Below are 22,734 nucleotides of genomic sequence, written 5' to 3' on the forward strand. Positions count from 1 at the left end.
TGGTAGCCAAATCAGCCGGTGATCATTTCCGACCACTTCTGATTGATCCAGTCACCGCGGTCCACATAGATATCGTAGAGCGGCAGGATCGGCTGCTTGTCCGAGGACACGGCCGCGAATTCCTCGTCGGTCAGGTCGGTCTTCTCGCGGGGCACGGTCGGCGCAGTGCCGACATTGCGCGACAGCTTCGCCTGAATTTCCGGCTGGGCCATGTAGTCGATGAAGATCTGCGACTGATCGAGCGCGCTCGACGCCTTCGACACCACCCACGAGCCGGAATCAAGCACCGCGCCCTCATCCGGGAAGGTCGAACGCACGGGCTTGCCCTGCGAGGCGGCCAGCGAGGTCACGTCGTGGTAATACTCGCCCATCGGGATTTCGCCGGTCTCCAGCGCCTGCTGGAACTGGCCCTCGTCGCGATACCACAGGCGCACATTCGGCTTCACCTCGGCGAGCTTGTCCATGACCTTGAGGATGCCCTCCTCGGTCTTGAGGATGTCGGTGCCGCCGAAATAGGTGGTCGCGGTAATCTCGAGCAGGAAGGAATTGGTCGCGAGCGACATCAGCCCGAGCTTGTCCTTGTTCGCCGGATCCCACAGCGCCTTCCACGAAGCGGGCGCATCGGCATAGGCGTCGGTATTGGTCACCAGCGTGATATACCAGCTGACTGCGCCGGTTCCGTAGACGCTGCCATCCTCATAGCGATGCACGAAGTGATCGGGGAGCGCGGAGATGTTGCTCATCTTGTCCGCGTCGAGCTTGGCCCAAAGGCCCGAGCGCTCGCCTTTGATACGCGGCAGCTGCGCGATCATCGATACGTCCGCCGGGGCCTGATTTGCGCGCGCCGCCTGCGACAGCTGCACCAGCCACGCCTCGCCCGTGGGCTCGGCGATGCTTTCGACCTCGATACCCGTGGCGGCCGTGAAATCGGGGTAGATGAACTTGTCGAAGCTGTCCTTGAAGTAGCCGCCATAGGTGCCGACCTTCAGCGTCGAAGAGGCCGCGCGCAGCACGGTCGGAGCCGCAAGCGCGGCCGTTCCAAGCGCGGCACTTACCAGAAACTCACGTCTTTTCATTAGATATTCTCCCTGTTGTCCGGCTTGTCTTAACGCCCTTGCGGCACGCCGGGCAGCGCGCAGAGCATTTCGTAGAGGAAGTTCGCGGCGATCACCGCCGTGTTGCCTGCCATGTCGTAGGGCGGCGAGACCTCTACCAGATCGCAGCCCACGAGGTTGAGCCCCGCCGTCCCGCGAATGATCTCGAGTCCCTGCATCGTCGTCAGCCCGCCAACCTCGACCGTGCCCGTGCCGGGCGCGAAGGCCGGATCGAGGCTGTCGATATCGTAGGACAGATAGACCGGCGCGTCACCGACTTGCGCACGGATATCCGCCATCAGCGGCGCGAGCGATTTGTGCCAGCACTCTTCGGCCTGGATGCAGGTCCAGCCGCGCTCGCGGCCCCAGTCGAAATCGTCGGCGCCGTAACCGGTACCGCGCAGACCGATCTGGAAGACCTTGTCGTTGATCAGGCAGTCCTCTTCCCAGGCGCGGCGGAACGGGCAGCCATGGGCGGCTGTCTCGCCGAACATATCCGCGTTGGTGTCGGAATGCGCATCGACATGGATCAGCGCGACCGGCCCGTGTTTCTCCTTGATCGCGCGCAGGATCGGCCAGGTGAGCGTGTGGTCGCCGCCCAGCGTGAGCGGGATCGCATTCTGCGCGAGGATGCCGCGGTAATGCTCCGCGATGATCTCCACCGACTTCTTCAGATCATACAGGTTGATTGGCACGTCGCCGATATCGGCCACCTGCAGATGCTCGAACGGGGCCGCGCCCGTGGCCATGTTGTAAGGCCGGATCATCCGGCTTTCGTCGCGGATCTGGCGCGGGCCGAGACGTGTGCCCGGGCGGTTCGACGTACCGATATCCATCGGAATGCCAATGAAACACGCGTCGAGCCCTTCCGCCGTCGGTGCGGAGGGCAGTCGCATCATCGTCGCGGGCCCGCCGGTGCGCGGCATCGCGTTTCCGCTCAGAGGCTGATTGTATCGGTGTTCGGTCATCGCAATCTCCGTAATTCGCTGAAGCATGCGTCGCGACGATGGGCTGAAAAATATAGTTGTGTCGAAATTCACTTCGACGAAATTCGAAGCATAGATCAGACGGTGACGCTTTTTTCAGCATCTCCTGCGTAGACCGCTTCAAGCTCCGAGCGCATGGCCTGAGCAAGCGGCGAGGCCTCCGCATCGGGGCGCGTGATCGCCTCGAAGGGACAGCGGTAAAGGAAACGCTGCGGCAGGATGGCCCGCAGGCGGCCCGCCTCGACCCAGCGCCGCGCGGAGTGGTCCGGCATGTAGCCGATGAAGGCGCCCGAGAGGATCATCACCAGTTGCTGCTCGAGCCCCTGCGCCATCGCGGTCGTCTGCGGAAAATCGCGATTGTTCCAGTGATCATCCCGCCAGTAGCTGCGCCCGACCGCGCGCATCGAACTGACGAATTCAGGGGTCAGCGCCGTATCGGGCACTGACCAGAGCGGGTGACCCGGCGCACAATAGAGGAAGTTCTCCTCGTCATAGAGCTTTCGGTAATTGAGCCCGGCCACCTTGTGCGGGAAGGACCCGATCGCGAGATGCAGCGATCCGTCGAGCACCCGGGTCTGAAACTCCTGTGGCGAGCCTTGCGCAAGCTCGAACCGAACCGAACGCGCGCGACGCTCCAACGCAGCGATCGCTTCGGGCAGCCGGAAGTTCGGATCGGTCACGACATGGTCCACGAGCCCGATCCGCAGCGTGCCCGAGAGCGTGCCACGCAGGGCGGCGGTTTCGGTGACGAACTCCTCCGTCGCGGCGATCAGCTTGACCACCGCCGCATGCACGATCTCGCCCTTCTGGGTAAGCCGGAACCCCGCTCGTCCCCGCCGGCAAAGCGTCACGCCAAGCCGTTCTTCCAGCGCTGTGATCTGCGTCGAGATCGTCGACTGGCTAACATTGAGCTCGGCCTGCGCGGCTGCGAAACCGCGATGGCGGACGACCGCGTCGAAGACGCGCAGAAGACGCAGGTCTGTTCCCGCAAGCTGCATCAGGCCGTCTCGTCGACGTGGCGGAAGTCCTGCGCCTGCGTCGAGACGAGCGCGGGATCGTACTGCCGCTTCAGGGTGGCAAGGAGCATCGCAGGATCGCTCCCGGCGCGGGCGAGCGTCTTGCCGTCGGGGCCCATGATGACCGAAAGGCCGAAATACTCCAGATCGGCCTCGCTGCCGCAGAGATTGGCATAGGCGATGGCCAGCCCGTGATTGGCCGCCATCGCGGGCAAGACATGATCGCCCACATGCTCGAACGGGCGCATCGCGGCGGTCGGCGCGAGGATCAATTCGACCCCTTTGTCACGCAGCGCCGCGACATGCGGGGCGAATTCGACATCGTAGCAGATCAGGATCGCCGTGCGCTTGCCCGCCAGGTCGAACCGCGTGTAGCGCGATCCCGGCACGAAGCGCTCGGCCTCTGCGGGGCCGTAAAGCTGGATCTTGCGATGATTGCCCAGCACCTCGCCCGTCGACGAGACGCAGATCGCCGAATTGCGAAGCCCGTCCGCGGCGCGCTCGGGGTATCCGACGCAGATCGCGCAGCCAGCCTCGCGTGCAAGCGGCGCGAGCCGGTCCGCCATCTCCTCGACGCTCAGCGCAAGTTCGTTGAGGTCGTCGCGCTCATACCCGGTCAGGAACAGTTCGGGAAAGACGATCACCGCCGCCCCCGCCTGCCCCGCCGCGCGCGAGGCGCGGGCGATCTGACCGAGCGCGGCGTCGCGATCCCCCGCGACCGTCTGTCCCTGCCAGAGCGCCACGCCCAGCCCGTCTTGCGCCTTGTCACTCATCGCTGCCCTGCTCTCACTTTACGAAATTTTTCCGCGCCAGTTTCACCGCTCCGGAAAACGGCTGCAAGTCCGGAGCTGCCGATGGCGCATCGGCGCGCCGCCAACCGTCGGCGCTTCACATCTTCGGTGTCCATGGACCTTCAGCGCCGCGTTCGAGTTCTACCGTCAGATTGACCTAAAGACCTCTTGAACCGCGACCCACGCGCAAGCCGGTTTCCCATCCCATTCAAACAGGAGATACGCCCATGAAAGCCGCCATCATCCGGGACTACGACACGGCGATCGAAATCGACGACATCGCCCCGCCCCAGCTGAAGGAAGGCTCCGTCCTGATCGCCGTCCACGCGGCCAGCGTGAACCCCATCGACTACATTCTGCAATCGGGCGCGATGAAGGACAACGTCCCGCTCGAGTTCCCGCATGTCATGGGATACGACGTTTCGGGTGAGATCATCGAGGTCGGCCCGGGTGTCACGGATTTCGAAGTGGGCGACGCGGTGTTCGCGCGCCCCAACCAGGAGGACGCCGGCGCGATCGCGCAGGTCGCTCGCCTCAAGACCGATGAGATCGCGCTCAAGCCCGCGAAGCTGAGCCACGAGGAAGCGGCTTCCGTTCCGCTCGCCGGACTGACCGCGTGGCAGGCGCTGATGTCGAAAGCCAAGCTGAAGTCGGGCGACAAGGTTCTTATCCATGCCGGATCGGGCGGGGTCGGCACCTTGGCGATCCAGATCGCGAAGCATTTCGGGGCCCATGTCGCCACCACCTGTAGCCCGCGCAACGCTGATCTGGTCCGCGAGCTCGGGGCGGATATCGTGATCGACTATCACAGTCAGGCCTTCGACGAAGAGCTTTCGGATTACGACATCGTCTTTGACCTGCTGGGCGGCGAGACGCTGAACCGCTCGTTCAAGGTTCTCAAGAAGGGCGGCAAGCTCGTCTCGATCAAGGGGCAGGACACGGACGATCTGGCCTCCAAACACGGCGTCGAGTTCGAATGGTTCCTGATGGAGCCCGATGGCGCGATGCTGTCCGATCTGGCCAAGCTGCTGGAAGACGGGGCCGTTCGTCCCGTGATCGACCGCGTCTACCCGATGAGCGAGACGCGTGAGGCTTATGAGCAGCTCAAGGACGGGCACGCCGTAGGCAAGATCGTGGTGACCATCGACCAGACCTGAGACCGCTTGCGGAAGGACTGAAAGCGGCTTGCCGGTCGGGGTGCGTATCCCGACCGGCAATGTCGTCTAGGATCGGCTTTTCCGACAGCGGGTTCGGCTCAAATACCCAGTTCGCGCGCCACGCGTTCGGCCGCAGCCAATGCGCCTTCCATGTAGCCGCCCATCTCGGGCGCGGTCTCGGATGAGGAGAGATGCACATGTCCGTCGTGGAGGCCCCGAAGAACCGGCGGCAGGCCGTAATCGGGGTGAAACCGGAGCGGCTCGAGATCGGCTTCCGTCGCGGTTTCGGGGGCCATGGCCCAGTCCTCCAGCGCATAGGTCAGCGGGTTGGCGGCTTCGGGACCGAAGATACGCGCCAATTGCGCAAGCGCCATCGCTTCGATCGTCTCTCCCTGCCCGATCCGCGCCCGCGCGGGGACGCCCAGAAATCCGAAGAGCGCAGCCGGACATCCTTCCGCCCCGGAGGCATCGTGGATTTCCGCCAGCGGCCCGCGCTGGCTCATCGCATCGCCTGAGAGCCCGGCTTCGCGCCAGAACGGACGCTCGTACACCGCGACGAACTTTGCGTGTCCCGCCATCCACGTCGGGGTCGCGCGGAGCGCCTGCATCTGCACGTCGCTCAGCGGCGGCGCAAAAGAGATTTGCGCCGCGACGCGCGGCGGCACGGCAAGCACGACATGCTCGGCCCAGCAGACGCGGCCATCCGCAAGCGTGACCGAGGGCCCAGTCCCAAGCGCCACGACCCGCGCACCGGGATGAAGCCGCGCGGCCGGAAGCTCAGCGGCCAGCGCGTTTGTCAGCGCGACCATTCCGCCTTCGAGGCGCCACGACCCGGCCATGCTGGCAAACCCCATGTTGCGGTGAACATGGCCGTTCGCATCTTCCAGCGACACCGCGCCGCGCGCGTACTGCTCGAACTTTCGCAGCTTCAGCGCCTCGGTGAGCGCAGCGATACGTGGCTGGCCGGGCCAGAACCACGACGGGCCGAGATCGACCTTCCCGGCGCCGATCTCAAGCGCCTTGATCCGCCCGCCGAAGCGGGGCCGTGCCTCGAACAGCTCGAAAGAAATCCCGTGTGCGTGCAGATGCCGCGCAAGCGCCAAGCCTGCCAGCCCACCGCCGACGATCGCGACCTGCGTCTTCATTGAAGTCCCGTCATTTGGAGAAATGGTTATCCGTCACTGGTCCGGTGCCGCGACAAAGCGCAGATGCCCTGTCTTGATCCAGAACTCCGCGCCGTCCTGCCCCGCCTGAACCTGCAGCGTGTGTCCGATAGGCAGGCGCAACCACGACCCCTCGCGCAGCTCGTCGCCGCTCTCGGTCAACGTCCCGCCAAGCACGAGCAGTTCCATCCCGCCCGGATCATCGAGCGACAGGCTCGCATTCGGCGCCAGCCGGAAATAGCGAACGATCTCACGTGCATCGCGGTGAAGCTCGGAGCACTCAATACCCTCTTCGGTGTGGACCAAATCGGTCCGCATGTCCTTGTGGAACTGGTCGCGGTCGTCGGGGTCGAATTGCCAGAGCTTCACGAAGATCGTGCAGCCGCCCTCCGAGCCCGGACGATGCCGGGTCTGCGGCGGATTGCGCACGTAAGTTCCCGCCGGATAATCGCCGCTCTCGTCCTGGAACACCCCTTCCAGCACGAGGTATTCCTCGCCCCCGCCATGCGTATGCGCCGAGAAACTATGCCCCGGGGCGAAGCGCACGATGCTCGTCGCCCTTGCCACCTCGTCGCCGATCCGGTCGAGCATCCGCCGCTCCACGCCAGCCGACGGCGAGCCATGCCAATCGAGCGTGTTGGAATGAACAAGCACGCGCTCCGAAAACTCCGCGTTGATTTCCATATGTCCTCCGAAATATTTGCCCCAACCCGAGGTGGACTGTCGCTCGGCACCGATGCGGTGCGTAGTCGGGAGCTATGCTCGGATGGCCGAATTTCAAATCGCGAAGGCGCGAAGGCCGCCGACTACTCCACTCGGCGCAAATCGTCGAACTGAACCGAGATCGCCTCGGCCGGATAATCGGCAGTTTTCGGCAGGTCCGCAATCAACGTCGTCGGCCCTCTTCCGGCCTGCGCCACGGCCTGCCCGTCGGGGCCCGCGATCACCGACTTGCCGCCAAAGTCGATCTCTCGATCAGGTCCCGCGTAATTCGCGTAGACGACCACGGCCGCGTTTTCGTTCGCCCGCGCCCGCACGAGCAGATCGGGAACGTGATCGTAGCCAACCGGATTCGCCGTGGGCACGAGGATCAATTCGGCCTTGGCACGCGCCAGAGCACGCGCATGTTCCGGGACCTCGATGTCATAGCAAATCAGCAGACCGGTCCGGACGCCATTCAGCTCGAATACGGGTGGCGCCTCCGTACCGAAGTCGAAGCTCGCACGCTCCATCTCGCCGAAGAGCTGAATCTTGCGATAATGCGCGACCCTTGCGCCTGTCTTGTCGAGCACGGACACCGCGTTGAACACCTGATCGCCCAGCCGTTCGGCCCAGCCATAACAGATCGCACACCCGTGTTTCCGCGCGATGTCGCGCATCGCTGCGCACCACTCTCCGTCGAGCGGTTGCGCCTGCTCGCGGTGTTCTTCGGGGCGGTTGTAGCCGGGCAGTATCAGCTCGGGCAGCACGACAAGATCGGCTCCGAGCGACGCCACACCGCTCACCCATTCCTCGATGATCGCAAATATTTGCCTCTGATCAGAGGAAAGCGGCCGCGGTTGGACAAGCGCGATTTTCATGTTCGTCTCCATTTTCGACAGACAAGGGTTATCGCTTGCGCCGCAGCCCGGCAATCAGAGCGCGACCTGCAAACTGCGCGCCCCTTTCCGGGTCAAGGCGGATCGGATTACTCGCGGCACAGGGATCGCGCGATGCATCAACGATCAGGTCGGGGATATCGTTTTCCTCAACCGTTGCGCCCATCCCGATAAGGGGCGAGGATATGTCGGAGCGCGCCTGCAGCGGCATATCCCGGCGCCGTCGGTCGGATCCACGACGAACCGACGTAGCCTATACCGTGGCCGCCAGACTCTGGGGAAAGAGTTCGCCTGTGCCACGGCTCTGCACGCTGCCGTCGTCCTCATGCATAAGGAACAGGGCGTCGAGACCGCGCGCCTTCGCAACCTCCAGCCCCTTGCCCGGACCGAGCACCATCAGTGCGGTGGCCCAGCCATCAGCTTCGGCGCAACTGCGCGCGACCACCGTCACGGAGGCAGGCGATGCCAGCAACGGTGCGCCACGCGAACGATCCATCGTATGCGAGAGCCTGCGCACGCCGAGATCGATCCAGTGACGGTAATCGCCCGAAGTTGCGACCGATGCATTCTCGAGCGCGAGGATCGAATGCGGCATGCGGCGAAGCGGATCGGGGCTCTCGACCGCGATCGTCCACGCGCTGCCATCTGGCCTGAGCCCCTCGGCCCGCATTTCGCCGTCGATCCCGACAAGACCAGCCTCGATCCCCTGCGCGGCCAGCGTCTCGGCGAGGCGATCCACGCCGTAACCTTTCGCGATCCCGTTCAGGTCCAGCGCCGCGGGGCCGTGCTTGCGCACCCTGCCATGGTCGATCTCGAGCCATTCATATGCAGGCTGCCGCGGCACGCTCATCGCGGCGCGGATCGCGTCGGGCGACGCTTCGTCGGGCCCGAAGCCCCACGCCGTGACCGCATCGCCGAGCCCGACATCGAACGCGCCCCCAGAGGCTTTGCCGATCTCCAGCCCGAGGTGGAGCACTTCGGCCAAGCGACCGGGCACCTTCACCCATTCGCCTTCCGGAGCCGCATTGAGCCGCATCAGGTCGCTGTCGGGTTTCCACGTGGACATCTGGGTGTCCACCTCCGCAACCGCCGCCTGAAGCGCGGCCCGGATCGGCGAGGGATCGCGCCCGGGCGGTGCGAAAAACAGGGCGGTCCAGCGGGTGCCCATGGTCGGGCCGTGCAGGGCGTGGCGCACGAGATCAGAAGATGTCTTCGACATAGCGTCCCTCCGTTTTCAGTTTGGCCGCACTCAGACCAGAGGCCGCGAGGATATCGTGAAGGGCATCGGCGACCCCCGCCGCCATGTCTCTCCCGCCGCACACCATGATCCGCGCGCCGCTCTGCACGAGCCTAACCAATTCGGGGCCATCGGCGCGCATCGCATCCTGCACATAGCGCGGGCGCTGGCCGCGCGAGACCGAGGTCACGAGCCGCGACAGGCGGCCCTCGTCCTTCCAACCCCCGATCTCCTGCGCATAGAGGAAATCGCTTTGCGGATCGCGCATCCCGAAGAACAGGTGGATCGGGCGACGTTGCTCGTTCTCACGCACGAAGCCCACAAGGGGGCCGATCCCCGTGCCCGCGCCAATCAGGATCAGCGGCGTATGCGAGCGGTCCGGTCGGAAGGCGGGATTGCGCCGGATGAATGCGCGAACGCGCTCCCCCGGCTCGAGCGCCGTCAGTTGGCTCGAACACAGGCCGCCGGGATGCTTCCTGACCACGATCTCCAGAAACCCGTCGCGACGCGACGACGCGAGCGAATAAAAGCGCGGTGTCGGCGCCCCTTCGGGCAGGATCCCGATCAGGTCTCCCGCGGCGAACCGCGTGAAACCCGTACCTGTCAGCCTCTGCCAGAACGTAGCGCGCGGCAGCGAGAAGCGCAGGATCGACGTCGGCGCCTGCACGTCCGCCCCGTAATCGCGCCGCGACTGGAGCGTGAGTTCGGTCGTGACGGGCGGCGTCGGTTGGTGATGCAGATCGAGCTCGATCCCGAGCACCGCGCCCAGCGCCTGCCCCCAGCGCGCGAAGGCCTGCGGCGACTGACGGTCGATCGTGTCATAGGGCAGAAGAACCGGCCACCTGTTCGCGTCCACGGTGTCGGCAACCGTCTGGGCATAGGCGCAATAGGCAGGGAAACTCCGGTCCCCGAAGCCGAGCACGGCAATCGGGATATCCAGCGCATCGGAATGGGCTTCGAGTTTCGTCAGGAACCCTTTCGCGGAACTGGGCTCCGCCCCGTCGCCATAGGTCGCCGCGAGCACGATGATCCGATCGGCCCGGGCGTAACGCTCGGGGGCGAAGGACGACATCGGCGCGATGTGAACACTCTGGCCCGCTGCACGAAGCGCCGCGTGCAGGGTCGTCGCAAACCCCCATGTGCTGCCGCTTTCGCTACCGACGAGAAGGATCGTCTCCGCGCGCCCGGCCGACTGGTTGGCCCGGACACGCGGGCGTCCGCGACGCCCCACGAGCCAGATCGACACGCCGGTCAGACCCATCGCCGGCACGCCGAGCGCCATGAGACCCAGCACCGCACCAAGCAGCGCAGCGCCCTGCCCCGTATGCAGGGTGTAGATGGTTTCCGAGACGCGTTGCCATGCGGTCAGATCCGCCCAGGCGAGCACGGTGCCGGTGCCCTGATCGAGATAGCCGGTGCCGCGATCGGTCTTGAGCGTGAACACATCGGTGGCATCGCCGTCATAGGGGAAGCTCAGGCTGCGCAGTTCCGAGACGGGCGTGGTGCCGAGCAAGCCGAGATCGGCAAGCGACGCGCCCGTTTGGCCGCTCACCTCGGCGGGCACGCCCAGCGACGGCCCGCCATCCGGGATCAGCGCGAAGGTCGAGGCCGTCATCCACAAAGAGGTGACGGAGGAGAAGATCAGACCTATCACCGCGACGCGGGCGATCTCCACATGGAGCCGCCCGGCGAGCGGCCCGCGCAAACGGGAGAACCAGTTCCGCCAACCGCCGACACGCCGCGCGACGAGCATCGCTCCGGAGACCGAGAGCACAAGCATCGCGACGGCGCCCAGCGCGCTCGCGACACGGCCGGGATCGCCGAGAAAGAGGGAGCGATGCAGGTTGGTCAGCCAACGCTGAAAGCCATTCGGATCAGCCGAGGCGACGCCGCGACCCGTCATGGGATCGATTACGGCGGCACCGGGCTGTCCGGACTCGAACCAATAGGCGGTGATCCGCCCCGACGGTGCACGCCGGATCTGCTCGAGCCCCGGATAGACAGTCTGGATGCGCTCGGCGAGGGTCGCAACGCTTAGCTCTGCGCCGGCCTGCGGCGCCGCGATCCGCTCCGTAACCGGAAAGACCGCGAGCACCGCGCCGCTAAGCGCCAGCACCGTGACAAGCGCCAGGGCAATCAGCCCCGGCCAGCGATGAAACGCGCGGATCATGGCCTGTCACCTCACATGTCGTAGGTGAAATCGGCCACGTAGCGACGGCCCGAGACCGGCTTGCCCGCGCCGTCCGTGGTCAGCGGTACGGCGATCTCGTTTGGGCTGTCGCGCATATCCTCCACCGCGGCGTCGACATGGAGCGTGTAGCCCGCGTCGAAGAGCGCATCCGCGAGATCGAGCGTTACCTCGAGCGTCCGGCCCGCACCGACGCTGGCGCCGGTGATGCCGTTGATCTGCGCCGGGTCGCCCGCGGTCGCGCGATACCAGTCGCGGAGATGCTCGTAATATTTGGACTTGCCACCCGCCATCCAGAGGCTGCCCGCATAGGCGCCCGACGGGTCGGTGACATAGAGCGCGAGATAAGCGCCGTCGCCGCCGTAATTGTTCAGCGTGGTCTTGAGCGTGACGGGCTGCGCCGACGCGAGGGCGGGAACGGTCAGCGCCGTGCTCAGCGCCAAAGTTGCTAGAAGAGACTTCATTACGGGAATCCTTTTTTTGGGGGAGGAATGCGATGTCGGCTCAGTTCACCTGAACCTTGGGCGGCGCGCCGTTGCCGAAGAGACCGTTTTTCGGCGGGGCGACCGTGCCCGCGGGGGCCGGGTTGCGCGCCGATGCGCCGTAATCGTCATCGTCGTCGTCTTCTTCGTCATCGTCGTCATGTTCCGACCTGATGAGGCGCAGCGTCGCCGGATCGAGCTTGGTGTCGATTTTGCGCCCATCGCGGTCGCGGCCCTCGATCTTGTATTGGCCGTCTTCCGTCTCGATTTCCTCGACAGTCCAGCCGTTCTCGCGCGCCATCTGCATCACCGCATCACGGGACATTCCTTCGCCGCGCGAAGACTTTCTGTAGTCGTCGTCGGCCAAGGCCATCCCTGCGGGCAGCAGGGCGATGAGGGGAAGCGCGGTCAGGGTCTTTCGCATGGCAGTGTCTCCTTTTTCATCTGCTACCGACAATCTGGGCAGCGGACCTGAGGGCATCCTGACAGGCGGACGGTTTCCGCTTCAGCTTGGCGTCAGGAAAAAGGCCCCGCCGTGTGAGGGCGGGGCCGAGTGAGGCCGCGGAACGAAACGGCCTTGGCGACGAAATCGGAAGCGGTCAGGCGATATCACCGGGGCCAGGCGCACGCTTGTCGCCGGTGAGCATCGACCGCGCGAGGTTCTCGCGATGCCGGAAAGACGCGAGGACGACACCGGCGACATGCAACGCCACGAGCAGCAGGACGAGATTGGCGAGAACCTCGTGCAGCTCCTCGAGCGCCTCGTTACCGCCGCCCTCCGCGCCCTCCGCGCCCTCGCCGTATTCGCCCTCCTCGTCGGCCAGCGCCGGGGTCACGATCTGCGGCAGCGCGGGCAGCATCGCAATGCGTGTGGGCTCCGCCATCAGCCAGCCGGTGAAGGCGGTTCCCGACAGCGAGATCAGTAACGCCACGATCATCAACGCCCCCGCAGGGTTGTGACCGAGATAGCGACGCTCCTTGCCGCGCAGCATATCGCCAAGATAGGAGAGCGTCTGCCCCGGCCCTCTGAGGAACTGGGTGAACCGGGCATAGCGCCCGCCCACGATCCCCCAGATCAGTCGGAACGCGACCAGCCCGGCGGCAGTGTAGCCTGCGACCTCATGCGCCGGCTGCACTTTGTCGGCGGTGAACCAAGCAATCGCGAAGGTGGCGACAAGAGCCCAGTGGAATATCCGCACCAGCGGATCCCAGACCCGCACGCGTCCCCCGGCCTCGCCGTTCGGACGCGTTGCGTCGCGAAATGCTGCTTCACTCATGGTTGTCTCCTTCACGATCTTGGCGGGACCGACCGTCTTCGCCGTTTTCAAATTCGATCTCGAGAACCTGGAGCGTCGCCGGATGAAGCTTCACTTCGACCCGGCGGCCCTGCACGTCAGTGCCGTCGATCTCGTAGCAGCCGTCGTCGATCTTGATGCGGCTCACTGTCCAGCCATTCTGCTCGGCGAGCTGGACCACGGCGTCGCGGGGCTGCCAATCCGCCATCGGCGCGAAACAATCGTCATCGGCCAAGGCCGCCCCGGCCGGGAACGTCGCGAGAAAGGCGAGAATTGTCATGGTCTTCTTCATGGGCCAAACTCCTGTTCACGGCCAATTCCGCACCTTTCATGGGCAATCAATCTGACGGGAACCTGAAGCCGCATCCCGCGCAGCGTCAGCTTGGTGTCAGCCGGGCGGGTGAAGAGGGGTCAACGGACAAGAGATGGAACGAAGATGCGCATCCTGCTGATCGAGGACGACACTATTCTGGGCAACGCGGTGCGCGACCAGATCGCAAGCGACGGTCACTCCGTGGACTGGGTCACGCGACTCGACGAAGCGGGCGCGTCGGTCCGCAGCACCGGCTACGATCTCGTCCTGCTGGACCTCATGCTTCCCGACGGTCGGGGCATCGGCTTTCTGAAGGCGCTGCGCGGCCGGGGCGATGTGACGCCGGTTATCATCATGACCGCGCTCGATCAGGTCTCGGACCGGATCGAGGGGCTTAACGCGGGCGCCGACGACTATCTCGTGAAGCCCTTCGATCTCGCGGAGCTCTCGGCGCGCATCGGGTCGGTGGCGCGGCGCTACAGCGGCAATCCGAACCCGATCGTGAGCCATGCCGGGCTCGAGATCGACCTCGCCGCGCGCAGCATCAGGCGCGACGGCAAGCCCGTGCAGCTGACCGCGCGCGAATGGGCCCTGTTCGAAGCGTTCCTCTCGCGACCCGGCCAGTTGCTGTCGAAAGCCCAGCTAGAAGAGAAGCTCTACGCCTTCGATGCGGAAGTGGAGAGCAACACGATCGAGGTCCATGTCAGCCGCCTGCGCAAGAAACTCGGCGCCCATGTGATCGAGACAGAACGCGGCCTCGGCTACAGGCTGGGCAAGGCATGAGGCTGCCCCGAAGCCTTCAGGCCCGTCTGGGACTTTCGCTCGGGGTCGTGCTGGCGTTGATGTGGATCGCCGCAGCGACGGTCACCGCGCTGATCGTGCGCAAGGAGATGAGCGAGGTCTTCGATTCCACGCTTCAGGAAACGGCGCAGCGGATTCTGCCCCTCGCGGTCATGGATATCGTGAACCGTGACAGCACGAATGTGACACAGCGCCTTGCGCAGCTTCGCAATCACGAGGAATTCTTCACCTATATCGTGCGGGACGCGGAGGGGCGTATCCTGCTCCAATCCCACGCCGCCGATCCTTCCGTGTTCCCTGCGTATGAGGGACGGGGCTTCAGCCAGACGGCCACCCACCGGCTGTACAGCGATGCCGCGCTTCAGGACACGGTACGGATCACCGTCGCGGAGCCGCTCGCGCATCGCGCGCAGGTCGCCCGCGAGATCGAGCTCGGCCTCGGCCTGCCTTTGCTGATCGTGATCCCGCTCGCTTTCGCGGCTGTCGTTCTCGCGGTGCGGACCAATCTGGGGCCGTTGCGGCGGTTCCGGACCAGCCTCGAGGCGCGCAACGCCCGCGACCTTACGCCCATTCCGACTGACGACCTGCAGGCCGAGATCGCCCCGGTCGCAGCGACGCTCAACAATCTTCTGGGACGGTTGCGCGAGGGGATCGAGGCCGAGCGAAGCTTCGCCTCCAATGCGGCCCATGAACTGCGCACACCGCTTGCTGGTGCCATCGCGCAGACCCAGCGGCTGAGCGCGGAAACCACCGATCCAGCCGCCAAGGCACGCGCCGCCGATATCGAAGCGACGCTCAAACGTCTAACGCGGCTCTCGGAACGACTGCTGCAGCTCGCCCGGGCGGAAGGCGGGCCGTTGCGGCTGGAGCGCAGTTCGGACTTGCGCATGACCGCCCGCCTGATTGTCGAAGACCTCGCGCGCAGCCTCGATCCCGGGCGTATTGCGCTGGAGTTACCGGAGACGCCCGTGCTCTCGGATCTCGATCCCGACGCCTTCGGCATCCTGTGCCGGAACCTCATCGAGAACGCCCTGAAGCACGGTGCGCAGGACGACCCCGTCACGGTACGGCTGACCAAGGAGGGCGTGTTCACAGTGACGAATGGCGGGCCCGTCATCCCCAAGGAGACGCTGGCGCGCCTGACTGCGCGGTTCGAGCGAGCGGGCAGCACGAATGACGGCAGCGGGTTGGGCCTCGCCATCGTCTCAGTGATCGCGGAGCGCATCGAAAGCCCCCTCACTCTGACCTCGCCGCCGAGCGGTCGCGACGCGGGTCTCGAGGTCAGGGTGCAGTTCCCTCTGAATGGGACGGAGGTTAAGCCGTCGTGACGGTCACACGCCGCAGGGATGGGCAAACGACCGCCGCATGGCATCGTCGTTTAGCGAAGGCGCAAGAAACGCTGAAAGACATCAACCTCAACGCGATGAAACACTTCGTGGCCGTCGCCCGGCTGGGCGGCATCTTGAAGGTAGCCGAGGAACTGGGCGCGTCGCCCTCTCCCGTCAGCGAGCGCGATCATTCGAATGGCCGAGCGGGGACGGAAATAAACCGTCCGGGGTAAAGCCAGCTCCGATCAGACGTGATATTCTCGATACGTCAGGGTCTTGCATCATCTGAGAAAGGCACCAGCGACGTGACCGCCAGAGACGTGCGGGCCCAGCTGCTGTTCTTGGCCGGCACTACGTTCGTTTTTACTCTGGAGACCTCAACCGGCCGGCGCGCCCCGTGATCACAGGAGCTCATCATGAAACTGAAGGCCTATCTCCTCGCCTTTCTACTTGTCGCACCGTTTCAGGCTCTGGCCGACGGGGCCGGGCGCGCATGGATTTCACTCTCGAAAGAAAAGGGACTTGTCACGATTGAGACCTTCTCCCGGCTGGAGCCCGGCCATTCGGGTAAATATATCCTCGAGGTGATGAAAAGCGGCCCGAACGGGCGATCCGTCAACCGGCAAGCCGGCTCTGTTCCTGTATCCGATGGAGACGCGACCGGCCCGCTTTCCACAGCGAAGATTTCGTTGGAAGCGAATGCGGACCTCACCGTTCACCTGCGCGTCACCGATGACGAAGGGCGGGTGTTCGAAGATACGGCGGTGAAATCCGGCGAGTGACCCTGCAGCGGATCAGCCGCCGAACACGCGCTTATTCGGAGCGTTCTCCGGGAGGTTTCTTGAGCCGGACATAAGCCGCATAGCCTTCTCGCAAGGGGGTGTATTCCGTTACGTTCTCCACGAGGTCGCCCTCGAAGCGGTCATCGACCTCCGGCAACCGGTCGACGTTCTTGTCGGCCCTCAGACCGTCCGCATATTCGACCTTGATCTTCATGGCGTCCTCTCAAATCGGGTAATCTCTATGAACTCGCAGCGCCCCGCCCGCGTGCGGGGCGCCACCCTTCGTCTTCAATGGAAGCGCGAATCGATGATCCGGTCGGCGATCCGCGCGGCATTGGCGAGGATCGTCATCGCCGGGTTCACGCCGCCGCCGGTGGGCATCAGCGAGCCGTCACAGATCCACAGATTGTCGACATCCCAGCTGCGGCCCATGTCGTTGGTGACCGAGGTCTCGGGATCGTCGCCCATCGGGCAACCGCCCATCAGATGCGCCGTGCTCTGGGTTTCGAACAGGTTGTGACCGCCCGCGGCGCGCATCATCCGGGACATGAACCCCCGCGCATGTTCCTGCAGCCGCTTGTCATTGTCGCAGAAGGAATGGGTCACCTTGGCCCGGGGAAGGCCAAGCGCATCGGTCTCGTCGGCTAGCGTCACGCGGTTGTCCGGTGACGGCATCGACTCTCCCACCATCTTCAGCCCCGCCATCCGGTTGTAGCGGCCCATCTTGCTCAGCAGATCGTCGCCGAACAGCCCCGACGAGGAGACGAGCGTGCCAGCAAAATCGCCGGGCAGCGGGCCTTGGCTCATGAAGGAATAGCCACCGTCGAAATCCTTGCTCGGGTCGTCATCGGCATAGTTCCAGTGCTCGCAGGTCGCCATCGAGGGCGGGCCCTTGTACCAGCGGATCTCCTCGTCGAACTCGCCCCAGACGGCGTCGTTCGCATGCACCATGAGGTTGCGCCCGACCATGCCGTTGGAATTGCCCAAGCCCTGCGGATGCTGTGCGTTGGCCGAGTTCAGCAACAGCCGCGGCGTCTCGATGGAGTAGCCGGCCACCACCACATTCGCGGCCTTCTGGAAATGCCATTCCCCGTCGCGATGGTAGGAGACGCCACTGGCGCGCCCGTCCGGGCCCGTTTCGATGCGGCCAACCACGGCGAGGTCGCGCACCTCCGCCCCCGCCTTGATCGCGCGGGGGACATAGGTAATCAGCATGCTCTGCTTGGCATTCACCGAACAGCCGATCTTGCACATGCCGCGATAGGCGCAGGGCGGAGACTTCCCGCGTGGCGCGGAGACGGTGCAGAGCGGCGTCGGCGCCCAATCGACGCCAAGCGCCTCGGCCCCGCGCGCCAGAACCAGACCGGCCTCGTTCACCTCATGCTCGCGATAGGGGTAGCGCCCGCGATCGGGCCCCCAAGGGTAGCGGATCGGCCCCGAAATCTTCAGCGCATCCTCCACCTCGTCGTAGTAGCGCCACATCTCGCGCCAATCGACGGGCCAGTCGCGGCCGTAACCAAGTTTCGAGCGGGACTTGAACCATTCCGGACGGAAGCGGAGCGACACCATCTGGAAATGCACTGAGGAGCCACCCACCGCGCGGCCGGAGTTGTTCGCCCCGAGTTCGATCGGATCGTCGCCGTCGGAGATACGCGGATCGAGCCAATAGAGCTTGTCCTGCTCGCGCTCATCGGATGCGAAGTCGCGCTTTGGCTGGAAGAAGGGACCGGCATCGAACAGCACCACCGACATTCCGGCTTCGGCGAGCTTGGCTGCGAGAACCGAACCGCCGCAGCCCGCACCGACGATCACGAAATCGACCGGCGCGTTCTTAGGGTATTCGCGCATCGGCACCTGCCCTTCGCGCTTGAATACGTCCGGGGCGTGGCCATCCACCGCGCGGGGGCGATCGCTGCGAGACGCTTCTTGGGTCATGCCTGGTCCTCCCATTTTCCGAAGGGCGCCTCCCACGGGTCGATCTGGCCGGCCTTGAGGCGCACATAGCCGCGTGGCGCGGCGGGGCCGCCATAGCCGATCTCGCTCATCCCGGCGGGGGCGCTGTAATAGATTTCCACGATCTGCTTGAGCAAAAGCGCGCGGAAGAATTTCTGCGGTGGCATGTCCTGCCATGTCTCGGGCGCGCGACATTCGCCGTGATCGATGGCGCGCAGCAGGCGCTCCTGCTCGGGCCGGTCGAGCTCACGAAATCCGCGCCCCTCGAACGTCGCGCGTGCCTCGGCGTCGATCGCCTTCAGGCCGCGGGGCCATGCCTCGCGCTCGGGCGGCATCGTGGCGAACCGGGTGCCGGTGCCGCGATCCTCGTGCAGCGCCGCGTCGATGAAGGGCGCGATGGGCACGGGCTCGGGGCGGCGCTGCGGGATCACGACCGCGCAGAGCGCCTCCAGAAGCGCGAACTGGTCCGGGTCGAGGAAGCGGCGCGGCGGCGGATCACGTCGCGCGCGCAGAACCTCGCGGGTCTGATCGTCGAAGGACGGGCTGTCCCATTTATCGAGCACGTCATAGCCCGGATACGGGGTACGAAACGGTTCGCTCATATCGCTGCCCTTTCCTTTGTCTGGTGCGGCTGATCCTGTTCCACCGCGAGCAGATCGAGTGCGGCACGCCCGGTCTTGCCGAGCCCCGCGAAGCTGATTGGCGCGGGCATCGGCGGGCCCGCCAGCGTCGTCTGTCGCCAGTTGCGCCAGCCCGCCGAGTTGCGCGCGACGCCGTAGGCATGAAAGCCTGTGCCGACATAGCCAAGCCCCTCGACCGCGCGCAGCAGCAGGGTAAGCGGGCGCCGGAAGCGCCTATGCGGATAGATCGCCTGCGCCATCAGCCCGGCGGCGGCGAGCGGCGGCAGCGTGACCGGCAGATACATCGCCTTGTCATGGAACGCGCCGCGGAAATGCAGCAGCGCAACTTCGCCCGACTCCGCCACCAGCGCGAGCGCGGTGAGGCAGGCCAGTTCGCGCCCGTGCAGATGCTCGTAGCCGCGAGTCTGGGCCATCCGGTGGGTGACCATGCCGAACAGACCGCTCATGATCAGCGCCCCCGGTGCACCGAGCGGCGCGGCGTAGAACAGGTTGTTCCACGAAATCCCGCCGGGCCGGCGACTGATGTTGCGCAGGTGGAACCCCATCCCGGCCATCCCGATCCCGACGGAGGTGAGATGCGTCGCCTCGAGCGCCCGGCCGCGCTTGCTGCGCCGCGGCTCCGCCAGGGCGGCTGCCATCGCGGTCGCTCCAGTCAGCGGGGCGACATACATCTCGTCGCGGCGGAAATCGCCGCGCAGATGTTCCAGCGCGCTGTCGAAAAGGACGCTTGCGCCCATGATCGCGGCCCCGTCCCGACCGAGCCGCAGCGCCTCGCGCTTGTTGCGCGACCGCTTCACCGGGTTGCCGGAACGCGGGCGGCGCGCGGCCAGCCCGGCGGCGACGAAACCGAGGCCCACGCCTGCGACGATGGCGCCCAGCCCGATGCCGCCGACGGGCCGACGGGTGCGGCGTCGGAATGCTTCGTATATCCTGTCATGGGTCATTGCGAATTCCCTTTGCTACTGCCGAAACCTTTCGTCCCGGCGTCAGACGATGCGCCGGGAACTGCGCTCAGGCCTGTCGGAACCGCTCGGCTTCACGCGGACGCAGCCGCAGCCCCAGCCCCGGTTCGCCATTGTCGCGAAGCTGGCCCTTCTCCGGCTCGGGCGCGCCGTCGAACAGCATCCCCTCGATCCGGACATGGTCGTGAAACCATTCGAGATGGATCGCGGGCAGCGCGGCGAGGCAGGCGTGCAGATGCAGCGCGGGAGCGCAATGGGCAGAGAGCGGCACCTGATGCGCGGCGCTCAGCGCGGCCACGCCCATGAAGCCGGTGATACCCGCGCAGCGCGTGGCATCCGCCTGCAGCACATCCACCGCGCCCGCTTCGAGCATGTGGCGGAAATAGCCGATATTGAAACCGTACTCCCCCGCCGTGACATTCATCCCCGCCGGGGCCCGGTCGCGGCACAGGCGCAGCCCTTCGAGATCGTCCGAGGAGACGGGCTCCTCGTGCCATTCGACGCCGAATTCGCGGGCACGCTCGGCCAACGCCAGCGCCTCCTTGCGGTTCTGGGCACCATTCGCATCCATGAATAGCCGACAGTCTGAACCGATGGCGTTGCGCGCCTGTTTCAGCCGGTGCGGATCGCGATCGGGGTCGCGCCCGACCTTGATCTTCACCATCGAGAAGCCTTCGGCGGCCCACCCCCCGAGTTGGTCGCGCAGCTGCCGGTCGTCATAGGAGGTGAAACCGCCCGAGCCATAGGCCGGAATCGCGTCGCGCGCGCGGCCGAGAAGGGCGGCGACGGGCTGGCCCAGCAGCTTCCCTTTTAGGTCCCAAAGCGCCGTGTCCACCGCCGCAATTGCCATCGCGACGGGACCATCGCGCCCGATGTTGCGCGTGGCATGCACCATCGCCAGCCAGAGCTTCGCGATGTCGAGCGCATTGCGCCCTTTCACTTGTGGAAAGAGAGTATCGCGCACGATCCCCGCCGTCGCGGGGGTCGTGTAACTGTAGCCAAGGCCGGTCTCGCCCCCAGCGGAGATGGAGACGAGAACCATCGAGGTCTCGCTCCATTCCAGCGTCCCGTCGGATTCCGGCGCATCGGTCGGGATCGTCAGGACAGAGACGTCGACCGCCTCGATCAGCGGATCGGAGCCGAGGGTCATCTCAGCGGTCCGTGACGCGCTTGAACGCCTGCTTCACGATGCCACCGGCCTCGGAGTCTCCATGGACGAGCGCGCTCATGAAGGATTTCGCCTGCTCCATCGTGATATGGGGCGGCAGCGTCGGCACGTCGGGATCGACGGTGGCGTGGATCACGGTCGGGCGATCCGCGGCGAAGGCGGCTTCCCAGGCCGGACCGATCTCCTCGGTGCGGTCGATCCGCAGCCCCTTGAGGCCCAACAGCTCCGCATATGCGGCCATGTCGATATCGGGCACGTCCTGCGTCTTGTCGACACGCGGGCTGTCGGCCATCGCGCGCAGCTCCCAGGTCACTTGGTTGAGGTCCTGGTTGGCCAGCACACAGATCACCAGCCGCGGGTCTGCCCAGTCGCGCCAGTATTTCGAGACGGTGATCAGGTCGGTGATGCCCAGCATCTGCATCGCGCCGTCACCCACGAAGGCCACAGCCGCGCGGTCCGGATAGCAGAACTTCGCCGCCACAGCGTAGGGCACGCCCGGGCACATCGTCGCCAGCGTCCCCGAAAGCGAGGCCTTCATGCCGCGGCGGATCTTGATCGCACGCGCCAGCCAGTTGGCCGAGCTGCCGGAGTCCGCCGACAGGATCGCGTTGTCGGGCAGCCGCGACGACGCCTCCCAGAACAGCCGTTCGGGATTGACGGGGTCGGCGCTCTCCTTGGCGCGCTTTTCGACACCGTCCCACCATTCGGCGGTCTTCTTCTCGATCTTCTCACGCCACGACCGGTCGGTCTTGGGCTTGAGGCGCGGCAACAGGGCCTCCACCGTGTCGGCTGCATCGCCGACGAGGTTCACGTCCATCGGGTAGCGCATCGACACCATCGTCGGGTCGAGGTCGATCTGCACCGCCTTGGCCTGCCCTTCCTCGGGCAGGAATTCCGAGTAGGGGAAGCGCGAGCCGATCATCAGAAGCGTGTCGCATTCGCGCATCATCCAGTCGGAGGCCTGCGTGCCCAGAAGCCCGATCGAGCCGGTCACGAAGGGCAGATCGTCCGGCAGCGCGGCCTTGCCCAGAAGCGCCTTGGCGACGCCTGCGCCAAGGGTTTCGGCAAGCTGGGTGATCTGCGTCTCTGCGCCGATCGCACCCGCGCCGACGAGGATGCCAACCTTCTCGCCCGCGTTCAGGATATCCGCCGCGGCGGCGAGGTCCTTGTCTGCCGGCAGCAGGCGCGGCGCCTGATAGCCGACGCCGCTGTGGACGGTGCCATGGGCGTGGGGCGGCGCTTCGACCGCCTGAGCCTCCTGCACGTCGTTGGGGGCGATCACGCAGGTCACGCTGCGCCGCGCCTGCGCGATCCGGAGCGCCCTGTCGATCAGGTGGCGCGCCTGTCCCGGTGCCATCATCGTGTGGACATATTCGCTCGCCACATCCTTGAAGAGCGATTGCAGGTCGACCTCCTGCTGGTAATTGCCGCCAAGCGCGTTGCGCCCCTGCTGGCCGACGATCGCAAGCACCGGCTGGTGGTCCAGCTTGGCGTCGTAGAGACCGTTGAGCAGGTGGATCGCGCCGGGGCCGGAGGTCGCGAGACAACAGCCCACCTCGCCGGTCCATTTCGCATGCGCCGCCGCCATGAACGCGGCGCTTTCCTCGTGGCGTGCCTGAACGAATTCGATCTCGTCATCGCGTCCAAGCGCTGCGACGAGCCCGCTGATCCCGTCTCCCGGGAAGCCATAGATACGGGTAATGCCCCACTGCTTGAGGCGAGAAAGAATGAAATCGGCAACGGTGTCGGACATGTCTGCCTCCACTGTCAGATGTGATG

General features: G+C 65.6%; 25 protein-coding genes. 5 read left to right on the plus strand and 20 right to left on the minus strand.

Annotated features, from left to right (window positions below; all coding sequences use genetic code 11):
• Positions 1–11 precede the first annotated feature (11 nt).
• The 4 genes from B6V75_RS07380 to B6V75_RS07395 all read right to left on the minus strand — a co-directional run bounded on the left by B6V75_RS07380 (position 12) and on the right by B6V75_RS07395 (position 3,869).
• Positions 12–1,076, minus strand: coding sequence for an extracellular solute-binding protein (locus B6V75_RS07380; RefSeq protein ID WP_088719184.1), 1,065 nt, complete (start codon positions 1,074–1,076; stop codon positions 12–14).
• A gap of 29 nt (positions 1,077–1,105) precedes the next feature.
• On the minus strand, positions 1,106–2,062 hold the full coding sequence (gene speB / locus B6V75_RS07385) for an agmatinase (RefSeq protein WP_088719185.1): 957 nt from the start codon (positions 2,060–2,062) through the stop codon (positions 1,106–1,108).
• A 95-nt stretch (positions 2,063–2,157) separates the two neighbouring features.
• Positions 2,158–3,078 (minus strand): LysR family transcriptional regulator, encoded by a 921-nt coding sequence (locus B6V75_RS07390; protein WP_088719186.1) that lies wholly within the window; start codon positions 3,076–3,078, stop codon positions 2,158–2,160.
• Positions 3,078–3,869: a nitrilase-related carbon-nitrogen hydrolase gene (locus tag B6V75_RS07395; protein WP_088719187.1), complete on the minus strand. Its 792-nt coding sequence runs from the start codon at positions 3,867–3,869 to the stop codon at positions 3,078–3,080. The genes B6V75_RS07390 and B6V75_RS07395 overlap by 1 nt, the downstream gene beginning before the upstream one ends.
• 245 nt (positions 3,870–4,114) lie before the next feature.
• On the opposite strand from B6V75_RS07395, the gene B6V75_RS07400 reads away from it, so the two are divergent.
• Positions 4,115–5,044: an NADP-dependent oxidoreductase gene (locus B6V75_RS07400; RefSeq protein WP_088719188.1), complete on the plus strand. Its 930-nt coding sequence runs from the start codon at positions 4,115–4,117 to the stop codon at positions 5,042–5,044.
• Between the two features lie 98 nt (positions 5,045–5,142).
• Here the strand turns inward: B6V75_RS07400 and B6V75_RS07405 are convergent, their stop codons facing one another.
• The 10 genes from B6V75_RS07405 to B6V75_RS07450 all read right to left on the minus strand — a co-directional run bounded on the left by B6V75_RS07405 (position 5,143) and on the right by B6V75_RS07450 (position 13,299).
• Positions 5,143–6,189, minus strand: coding sequence for an FAD-dependent oxidoreductase (locus B6V75_RS07405; RefSeq protein ID WP_088719189.1), 1,047 nt, complete (start codon positions 6,187–6,189; stop codon positions 5,143–5,145).
• 33 nt (positions 6,190–6,222) lie between these two features.
• Positions 6,223–6,891, minus strand: a complete 669-nt coding sequence (locus tag B6V75_RS07410; protein WP_088719190.1) for a cupin domain-containing protein — start codon at positions 6,889–6,891, stop codon at positions 6,223–6,225.
• Between the two features lie 122 nt (positions 6,892–7,013).
• Positions 7,014–7,787: a carbon-nitrogen hydrolase family protein gene (locus B6V75_RS07415; protein WP_088719191.1), complete on the minus strand. Its 774-nt coding sequence runs from the start codon at positions 7,785–7,787 to the stop codon at positions 7,014–7,016.
• A 28-nt stretch (positions 7,788–7,815) separates the two neighbouring features.
• Complete coding sequence (locus B6V75_RS07420; protein ID WP_088719192.1) at positions 7,816–8,016, minus strand: hypothetical protein; 201 nt, start codon at positions 8,014–8,016, stop codon at positions 7,816–7,818.
• A 42-nt stretch (positions 8,017–8,058) separates the two neighbouring features.
• Positions 8,059–9,024 (minus strand): FAD:protein FMN transferase, encoded by a 966-nt coding sequence (locus B6V75_RS07425; RefSeq protein WP_088719193.1) that lies wholly within the window; start codon positions 9,022–9,024, stop codon positions 8,059–8,061.
• On the minus strand, positions 9,005–11,212 hold the full coding sequence (locus B6V75_RS07430) for a PepSY domain-containing protein (RefSeq protein WP_088719194.1): 2,208 nt from the start codon (positions 11,210–11,212) through the stop codon (positions 9,005–9,007). The genes B6V75_RS07425 and B6V75_RS07430 overlap by 20 nt, the downstream gene beginning before the upstream one ends.
• An 11-nt stretch (positions 11,213–11,223) precedes the next feature.
• Entirely contained in the window at positions 11,224–11,694 is a 471-nt protein-coding gene (locus B6V75_RS07435; RefSeq protein WP_088719195.1) for a DUF2271 domain-containing protein, read from the minus strand.
• Between the two features lie 40 nt (positions 11,695–11,734).
• Positions 11,735–12,136: a PepSY domain-containing protein gene (locus B6V75_RS07440; RefSeq protein WP_088719196.1), complete on the minus strand. Its 402-nt coding sequence runs from the start codon at positions 12,134–12,136 to the stop codon at positions 11,735–11,737.
• A 175-nt stretch (positions 12,137–12,311) separates the two neighbouring features.
• Positions 12,312–12,989 carry a cytochrome b/b6 domain-containing protein gene (locus B6V75_RS07445; protein WP_088719197.1) on the minus strand — a complete coding sequence of 226 codons (678 nt, stop codon included), beginning with the start codon at positions 12,987–12,989 and terminating at the stop codon, positions 12,312–12,314.
• Positions 12,982–13,299, minus strand: a complete 318-nt coding sequence (locus tag B6V75_RS07450) for a PepSY domain-containing protein (protein WP_088719198.1) — start codon at positions 13,297–13,299, stop codon at positions 12,982–12,984. Before B6V75_RS07450 ends, B6V75_RS07445 begins: the two co-directional genes overlap by 8 nt.
• A gap of 144 nt (positions 13,300–13,443) precedes the next feature.
• Here B6V75_RS07450 and B6V75_RS07455 point away from each other — a divergent pair, with 144 nt between their 5' ends.
• From B6V75_RS07455 to csgH, 4 genes are all read left to right on the plus strand, one after another.
• Complete coding sequence (locus B6V75_RS07455) at positions 13,444–14,103, plus strand: response regulator transcription factor (protein WP_088719199.1); 660 nt, start codon at positions 13,444–13,446, stop codon at positions 14,101–14,103.
• Positions 14,100–15,449 (plus strand): ATP-binding protein, encoded by a 1,350-nt coding sequence (locus B6V75_RS07460; protein WP_088719200.1) that lies wholly within the window; start codon positions 14,100–14,102, stop codon positions 15,447–15,449. Before B6V75_RS07455 ends, B6V75_RS07460 begins: the two co-directional genes overlap by 4 nt.
• The gene (locus tag B6V75_RS18770; protein WP_088719201.1) at positions 15,446–15,682 is read left to right on the plus strand and encodes a LysR family transcriptional regulator; all 237 of its coding nucleotides are present in this window, start codon (positions 15,446–15,448) and stop codon (positions 15,680–15,682) included. Before B6V75_RS07460 ends, B6V75_RS18770 begins: the two co-directional genes overlap by 4 nt.
• Before the next feature lie 183 nt (positions 15,683–15,865).
• Positions 15,866–16,231 carry a curli-like amyloid fiber formation chaperone CsgH gene (gene csgH / locus B6V75_RS07470; RefSeq protein WP_088719202.1) on the plus strand — a complete coding sequence of 122 codons (366 nt, stop codon included), beginning with the start codon at positions 15,866–15,868 and terminating at the stop codon, positions 16,229–16,231.
• A 31-nt stretch (positions 16,232–16,262) separates the two neighbouring features.
• Here csgH and B6V75_RS07475 read toward each other — a convergent pair whose 3' ends face one another.
• The 6 genes from B6V75_RS07475 to B6V75_RS07500 all read right to left on the minus strand — a co-directional run bounded on the left by B6V75_RS07475 (position 16,263) and on the right by B6V75_RS07500 (position 22,708).
• On the minus strand, positions 16,263–16,445 hold the full coding sequence (locus B6V75_RS07475; protein WP_075776376.1) for a hypothetical protein: 183 nt from the start codon (positions 16,443–16,445) through the stop codon (positions 16,263–16,265).
• 74 nt (positions 16,446–16,519) lie between these two features.
• Positions 16,520–18,166: a GMC family oxidoreductase gene (locus B6V75_RS07480; RefSeq protein ID WP_088719203.1), complete on the minus strand. Its 1,647-nt coding sequence runs from the start codon at positions 18,164–18,166 to the stop codon at positions 16,520–16,522.
• A complete protein-coding gene (locus B6V75_RS07485; protein WP_088719204.1) occupies positions 18,163–18,786 on the minus strand; it encodes a gluconate 2-dehydrogenase subunit 3 family protein in 624 nt (207 codons plus the stop codon). Before B6V75_RS07485 ends, B6V75_RS07480 begins: the two co-directional genes overlap by 4 nt.
• Positions 18,783–19,769: a hypothetical protein gene (locus tag B6V75_RS07490; RefSeq protein ID WP_075776379.1), complete on the minus strand. Its 987-nt coding sequence runs from the start codon at positions 19,767–19,769 to the stop codon at positions 18,783–18,785. The genes B6V75_RS07485 and B6V75_RS07490 overlap by 4 nt, the downstream gene beginning before the upstream one ends.
• Before the next feature lie 67 nt (positions 19,770–19,836).
• The gene (locus B6V75_RS07495; protein WP_088719205.1) at positions 19,837–20,937 is read right to left on the minus strand and encodes an enolase C-terminal domain-like protein; all 1,101 of its coding nucleotides are present in this window, start codon (positions 20,935–20,937) and stop codon (positions 19,837–19,839) included.
• Between the two features lies 1 nt (position 20,938).
• Entirely contained in the window at positions 20,939–22,708 is a 1,770-nt protein-coding gene (locus B6V75_RS07500; RefSeq protein ID WP_075776381.1) for a thiamine pyrophosphate-requiring protein, read from the minus strand.
• Positions 22,709–22,734: the final 26 nt, after the last annotated feature.

It is taken from the genome of Thioclava sp. F1Mire-8 (assembly GCF_002213165.1).
Classification (GTDB): Bacteria; Pseudomonadota; Alphaproteobacteria; order Rhodobacterales; family Rhodobacteraceae; genus Thioclava; species Thioclava nitratireducens.

What these genes read in the sequence shown, in the direction of transcription:
- B6V75_RS07435 (WP_088719195.1), bottom strand. Translation starts at nt 11,694, where the DNA reads ATGAAGTCTCTTCTAGCAACTTTGGCGCTGAGCACGGCGCTGACCGTT.
- B6V75_RS07445 (WP_088719197.1), bottom strand. Translation starts at nt 12,989, where the DNA reads ATGAGTGAAGCAGCATTTCGCGACGCAACGCGTCCGAACGGCGAGGCC.
- B6V75_RS07415 (WP_088719191.1), bottom strand. Translation starts at nt 7,787, where the DNA reads ATGAAAATCGCGCTTGTCCAACCGCGGCCGCTTTCCTCTGATCAGAGG.
- B6V75_RS07380 (WP_088719184.1), bottom strand. Translation starts at nt 1,076, where the DNA reads ATGAAAAGACGTGAGTTTCTGGTAAGTGCCGCGCTTGGAACGGCCGCG.
- B6V75_RS07420 (WP_088719192.1), bottom strand. Translation starts at nt 8,016, where the DNA reads ATGCCGCTGCAGGCGCGCTCCGACATATCCTCGCCCCTTATCGGGATG.
- B6V75_RS07400 (WP_088719188.1), top strand. Translation starts at nt 4,115, where the DNA reads ATGAAAGCCGCCATCATCCGGGACTACGACACGGCGATCGAAATCGAC.
- B6V75_RS07395 (WP_088719187.1), bottom strand. Translation starts at nt 3,869, where the DNA reads ATGAGTGACAAGGCGCAAGACGGGCTGGGCGTGGCGCTCTGGCAGGGA.
- B6V75_RS07485 (WP_088719204.1), bottom strand. Translation starts at nt 18,786, where the DNA reads ATGAGCGAACCGTTTCGTACCCCGTATCCGGGCTATGACGTGCTCGAT.
- B6V75_RS07430 (WP_088719194.1), bottom strand. Translation starts at nt 11,212, where the DNA reads ATGATCCGCGCGTTTCATCGCTGGCCGGGGCTGATTGCCCTGGCGCTT.
- B6V75_RS07405 (WP_088719189.1), bottom strand. Translation starts at nt 6,189, where the DNA reads ATGAAGACGCAGGTCGCGATCGTCGGCGGTGGGCTGGCAGGCTTGGCG.
- B6V75_RS07500 (WP_075776381.1), bottom strand. Translation starts at nt 22,708, where the DNA reads ATGTCCGACACCGTTGCCGATTTCATTCTTTCTCGCCTCAAGCAGTGG.
- B6V75_RS07450 (WP_088719198.1), bottom strand. Translation starts at nt 13,299, where the DNA reads ATGAAGAAGACCATGACAATTCTCGCCTTTCTCGCGACGTTCCCGGCC.
- B6V75_RS07460 (WP_088719200.1), top strand. Translation starts at nt 14,100, where the DNA reads ATGAGGCTGCCCCGAAGCCTTCAGGCCCGTCTGGGACTTTCGCTCGGG.
- B6V75_RS07455 (WP_088719199.1), top strand. Translation starts at nt 13,444, where the DNA reads ATGCGCATCCTGCTGATCGAGGACGACACTATTCTGGGCAACGCGGTG.
- csgH (WP_088719202.1), top strand. Translation starts at nt 15,866, where the DNA reads ATGAAACTGAAGGCCTATCTCCTCGCCTTTCTACTTGTCGCACCGTTT.
- B6V75_RS07440 (WP_088719196.1), bottom strand. Translation starts at nt 12,136, where the DNA reads ATGCGAAAGACCCTGACCGCGCTTCCCCTCATCGCCCTGCTGCCCGCA.
- B6V75_RS07390 (WP_088719186.1), bottom strand. Translation starts at nt 3,078, where the DNA reads ATGCAGCTTGCGGGAACAGACCTGCGTCTTCTGCGCGTCTTCGACGCG.
- B6V75_RS07490 (WP_075776379.1), bottom strand. Translation starts at nt 19,769, where the DNA reads ATGACCCATGACAGGATATACGAAGCATTCCGACGCCGCACCCGTCGG.
- B6V75_RS07495 (WP_088719205.1), bottom strand. Translation starts at nt 20,937, where the DNA reads ATGACCCTCGGCTCCGATCCGCTGATCGAGGCGGTCGACGTCTCTGTC.
- B6V75_RS07480 (WP_088719203.1), bottom strand. Translation starts at nt 18,166, where the DNA reads ATGACCCAAGAAGCGTCTCGCAGCGATCGCCCCCGCGCGGTGGATGGC.
- speB (WP_088719185.1), bottom strand. Translation starts at nt 2,062, where the DNA reads ATGACCGAACACCGATACAATCAGCCTCTGAGCGGAAACGCGATGCCG.
- B6V75_RS07410 (WP_088719190.1), bottom strand. Translation starts at nt 6,891, where the DNA reads ATGGAAATCAACGCGGAGTTTTCGGAGCGCGTGCTTGTTCATTCCAAC.
- B6V75_RS07475 (WP_075776376.1), bottom strand. Translation starts at nt 16,445, where the DNA reads ATGAAGATCAAGGTCGAATATGCGGACGGTCTGAGGGCCGACAAGAAC.
- B6V75_RS07425 (WP_088719193.1), bottom strand. Translation starts at nt 9,024, where the DNA reads ATGTCGAAGACATCTTCTGATCTCGTGCGCCACGCCCTGCACGGCCCG.